The 5,126-nt window shown below is 42.9% G+C and carries 3 protein-coding genes; all 3 read left to right on the plus strand.

Annotated features, from left to right (window positions below; all coding sequences use genetic code 11):
* The first annotated feature begins 331 nt into the window (after positions 1 to 331).
* The 3 genes from MMU07_RS21475 (at position 332) to kdsB (ending at position 4,908) form a co-directional block, all read left to right on the plus strand.
* Entirely contained in the window at positions 332 to 1,147 is an 816-nt protein-coding gene (locus MMU07_RS21475; protein ID WP_241128667.1) for a polysaccharide biosynthesis/export family protein, read from the plus strand.
* Positions 1,144 to 3,600: a GumC family protein gene (locus MMU07_RS21480; RefSeq protein ID WP_241128668.1), complete on the plus strand. Its 2,457-nt coding sequence runs from the start codon at positions 1,144 to 1,146 to the stop codon at positions 3,598 to 3,600. Before MMU07_RS21475 ends, MMU07_RS21480 begins: the two co-directional genes overlap by 4 nt.
* A 576-nt stretch (positions 3,601 to 4,176) precedes the next feature.
* Positions 4,177 to 4,908, plus strand: a complete 732-nt coding sequence (gene kdsB / locus MMU07_RS21485) for a 3-deoxy-manno-octulosonate cytidylyltransferase (protein WP_241128669.1) — start codon at positions 4,177 to 4,179, stop codon at positions 4,906 to 4,908.
* The last annotated feature ends 218 nt before the right edge of the window (positions 4,909 to 5,126 follow it).

Genomic DNA, 5,126 nt, shown 5'->3' on the forward strand with positions numbered 1-5,126 from the left:
TTTACCACATAGAACAGATAGAACACATAGTTTTTTCTTTTTTTACCACATAGAACAGATAGAACACATAGTTTTTTCTTTTTACCACATAGATCATATAGAACACATAGTTTTTTTTGCGGTTTTGTGGGAGAAAATGATTCAGGTTTTACCTGCTTCTGGAGAAGCAGGATAGCGAGTGGGTAGTAAACCTGCTTCAGGAGAAGCGGGTAAACATGGATAGCAAGAGAGAACTTTCACCGGTGGGTAGGTAAATTCAAAATGGGGATTTTATTACCATATTTACTTTATTTATTTATATTTGAAGACTTATCGACCCCGCTTAATATTTATGAAGCAGCTTCTCACTTGGATTGTTTTCTTATTTTTAGCAGTTTCCTGTATCAGCAATAAGAGGATTACCTACCTTCAAAATCTTCCTGAAAATGAGCCCATCGAATTGGATCAGTTTATTCCTTTTGCGGAAGTAGAATATCGGTATATCCTTCAGCCTTTTGATATTGTGGACATCGATTTTTCATCTTCAGATGAGGAGTTGACCAAAGCATTTGAATTTCAGGGTTCAAGAAGAATGGGTGGAGGAATGGGTGGTGGTGGCGGAGGCGCCGGTGATATATTTTACTTTACCGGCTATTCACTCGATCAAGAAGGGTATGTCCTTTTGCCCAAGATAGGGAGGTTGAAAATTTCAGGCCTCAGCGAGGAGGAGGCAAGGATTAAGGTACAGGAGGAAATCAGGGCTTATTTCAAAGAAGAGGTATTTGTCAAGTTGCGGATCGGAGGGATCCGCTTTACAGCAATGGGAGAATTCAGTAGTGGTGGTCCCATGGTGATTATGAAAAACAGGGCAACTATCTTTGATGCCATTTCTTTGGCAGGAGAAACCAATATTTTGGCTAGAAAGAACAAGCTGTTTCTGATCCGTCAATACGATGGGGGGTCAAAAATCCATCAGATCAATCTGAATGACCGGGCTTTGCTGGCATCTCCCTATTATTTTATCCAACCCAATGATATCCTTTATTTGGAACCAATGAGAATCAGGCAGATAGGCAATGCGGATAATTTTTCTCAATCTTTGGGTTTGATCATTTCGGTCACAAGCTCGCTTTTATTGATTTTTGCGCTAATCAGAGGTAATATATGATAGACGGGAGGATAGACATATCGAAGTTTGAGCAGGAAGCAAAGCCGATTGACATCAAATATTACCTGATCAAGTATTCGCGATATTGGCCTTTGTATGGTACTTGTATATTTATTGCGATGGTCTTGGTTTTCCTATTTCACAGGTATTCGGTAGAGGAATATCAAGTGCAGGGAAGTGTCCTGATCAAGCCAAAAAACTCTCCCGAGGTTCGGATTCTAGACAGGTCCAATATTTTTTCGGGAAGCAATAACCTTGAAAATGACATCCTCCTGTTTACGTCTAAGAACTTGGCAGAGGAAGCTTTGAAAAAACTTCATTTTGATGTCAGTTATTATGCCTCGACCAATATCAAGGAAGTGGAATTGTATGACAAATCACCGATCAAGGTATTGGTGGATTGGAATATCCATCAATCTGAGGGAGGGACGGTACATTTTACGATGGTTTCTGATACCGAATTTACCTTGACCAAAGAGGACAAAGCCTTTTTTGATTTTTTCAATTCAAAGAACAACAGGCCTTTGGATGAGGCTATTTTGAATAAAACTTACAAGTTTGGGGATGTGATCCAATCTGATAGGTCAAAGTTTGTGGTGCACCAAACTCGGGACATGCAGGAGGGGGACAAGTTGTACTTTATAATTCATAACCCCGTAGATGTGCTCGACAATTATTCCCGTGCGGTGACCGTAAGGCCTATCAATAGCTTGGGTACAGTCCTGCAGGTCTCTATGGTGTCTCGGGTGGTAGAAAAGGGAAGGGATTATGTCAACGCGCTTATGGATTCTTTTATTGATTACGATCTAAAGGAAAAGAATAGGATCTCTGAAAATACCCTGAGGTTTATCAGTGATCAGATGCATATCCTGGAGGATACCCTTAAGATGGTGGAGAGTTCCATGCTGAATTTTAAGGTCGACAATAAACTGATGAATGTAGACTCGGAGTTTGGCGGGGTATTGGGAAATATTCAAAATTTAGAAAACTTGATTCAAGAAATAAATTTTGAATTGAGTTATTACCGGTCCTTGCAGACCTACCTCAGTACCAAGACGGAGGATTATTCCGATATCATTGCCCCGTCTATTGTGGGATTGAGTGATGGTTTCCTCAATGGACTGATTCAGAGTCTGGTTGGGGTATCTATGGAAAGGAGGAAATTGTTGGCAGTGGTGAATGAAAACCATCCTAACGTGGTGCAGGTGGATGAACAGATCAGCAAACTGAGGGAGAATATTTTTGAAAATATAAATAACCTCGTATCCAATACGGAGAGGAGGAAAGTGGAAGCTCAAAAGAGACTTAAAGAGTTGGATAAGGAGTTTGCCAAATTGCCACAGACAGAGTCAGATTATACGGGGATTTTGAGGCAGTACAAGCTGAGAGAAAACCTTTATAATTACCTTTTGGAAAAGAGGGCCGAGGCAGGAATCGCCAAAGCTTCCAATGTTCCGGACAATTCGGTTTTGGATTATGCCCGAAGAGGGAGTCTGATTTTTCCAAAGAAAGCGCAAAACTATGGATTGGCTTTAGGCCTTGGGTTTTTTATCCCATTGTTGTTTTTGCTGGCATTTCATTACCTCAACAACAGGATAATGGACCAAATTCAATTGAAAAATGCGATCCGGATACCCTTGTTGGGGACCATCGGTTTGAGTAATAAGGATACCAATATGATAGTGGCAGAGCATCCCAAAGCCATGGTCTCGGAATCTTTTAGGTCATTGAGGTCAGCTTTGTTTTATATAGCAAGTGAGAAGAAATGTAAAAAAATACTGGTAACCTCCTCCGTTTCGGGAGAGGGAAAGACTTTTGTAAGCCTCAACCTTGCCGCGGCGATGGCCCTGAGTGGGAAGAGGACGGTTTTGATAGGCCTGGATTTGAGGAAACCAAAAATCGCTGATTATGTAGGTGTGGGCAATAAAGTGGGGCTTTCTTCCTACCTGGTCGATAGGTCTACCAAAGAAGAGATCGTTATTCCTACCAAATATGAAAACCTCTACATCGTACCTTCGGGACCGGTACCTCCCAATCCTGCGGAATTGTTGCTCAAAGACAAGATGGTGGAGTTTCTTACCTATCTGGAGGGGGATTTTGATGTGGTGGTGATGGATACCCCGCCGATTGGTCTGGTGTCTGAAACAATGGACTTGCTCCGGTTTTCGGATGTGAACCTGTATATTATCCGACAGGATTATACCCACAAAAAGTACCTTTTGATGATCAATGACTTGTATGCCAATGATCAGATCAGAGATTTTTATGCTGTATTCAACGGCATCAGGGCAGGGGGGGATGTGTATGATTTTGGAGGATACAATTATGGCTATGGCTATAATTATTCTTACATGAGGAAAAACAAATATACCGGCAACTATTACGAGGATGATGATTCCAAAAAGAAGCCTTCGCAATGGCTAGATAAATTTATTGGGAAGTTTAGGGTGTAGCGTAGCGTCATTCTGATTGTGGTGAAGAATCTCAGGGGAGGTTGTAGTTGTTGTCGGGTTATCAGCTCCGCGTTGTCAGGTTGTCGGGCGTTACCTTGAGGTACGAAGGGTCTCTGGTTGTAGTAGTTCCGCCACGGCGGACAGGTGTAATTGTTGTCTGCTTCGCGTTGTCGCGTTTTCGGGCGTCACCCTGAGGTACGAAGGGTCTCTTGGTAGTAGTTCCGCCACGGTGGACAGGTGTAATTGTTGTCTGCTTCGCGTTGTCTGCTTTGCGTTGTCAAGTTGTCGGGTTCTAAGGCGTCACCCTGAGGTACGAAGGGTCTCTTGGTAGTAGTTCCGCCACGGCGGACGGGTGTAATTGTTCTCGGGCTGTCAGCTGTGCGTTGTCGGGTAAATTGGTTAACTGATTAACTGGTTAAATGAGACAGGTCGAGTTTCTGTTCCTTGCTTCTTTAATAGCAAAGGATCCTTAAAACGGCTCTGCCTCTCGCCTCTCGCCTCTCGCTTCTCGGTTCTCGCCTCTCGGTTCTTGTTTCTTGGTACGTAATACTTGGTACTTAATACTTGATACTCAAAATGAAAAAAGTTGCTTTGATTCCTGCGCGGTATGCCTCTACCCGTTTTCCGGCCAAGTTGGTTCAGGATCTATGTGGGATGTCTGTCATTCAAAGGACTTACCTGAGTACGAAACAAACGGGAGTGTTTGATCAGGTGGTGGTGGTTACGGACCATCAAGCAATAGCGGATCAAATCACAGCTGTGGGTGGGGAAGTATATTTCAGCACAAGGGAATTTGAAAGCGGTTCTGACAGGATTGCTGAGGCCGCAATGGGTATCGAGGCGGATATTTTTGTGAATGTGCAGGGTGATGAACCTTTTCAGGACGGTAAGTCTTTGCTGGATCTGACTGCTGTTTTTTCGAATCTCGAGGTGCAGGTTGCTTCAATGATGTTTTCCATTGCTGCTTCTGAAGCACAAAATCCTAATGCCGTCAAGGTGGTGGTGGATAAGAATAATTATGCGCTTTACTTTAGCAGAAGTCCCATTCCATATGTGAGAGAACAAGCGGTGGAGATTTCCTATTGGAAGCATGTGGGGATCTATGCTTACCGCAAGGAGGCACTTTTGGCTTTCACCGGATTGCCCAAGTCATTTTTGGAAACCACAGAGATGTTGGAGCAGTTGAGGTTGTTGGAAAATGGTGTTAGGATCAAGATGGTACCGACCACCCATCAGGCTATTGCAGTTGATACCAAAGAGGATCTGGAAAGGGCAGTGGCGTGGTGCTTGGAAAATAAACTCTTCTAGATTTCTGTTTTTCCGATATTCAGGAAGTAAGATTTATTAACAACAAAGCAACAAAGGAAGCAAGAGTTCTTTTTGGCAATTGAGGTTGTTGGAAAATGGGGTAAGGATCAGGATGTTTCCTGCGGTGAACAAGTTTTTTTTACCACAAGGTTACAAAGGAAGCAATAGGTTTTTTTGGTAATTGAGGTTATTGGAAAATGGGGTAAGGATCAGGATGT

The organism is Cognataquiflexum nitidum (genome assembly GCF_022538055.1).
In the GTDB taxonomy this organism is placed as follows: domain Bacteria; phylum Bacteroidota; class Bacteroidia; order Cytophagales; family Cyclobacteriaceae; genus Cognataquiflexum; species Cognataquiflexum nitidum.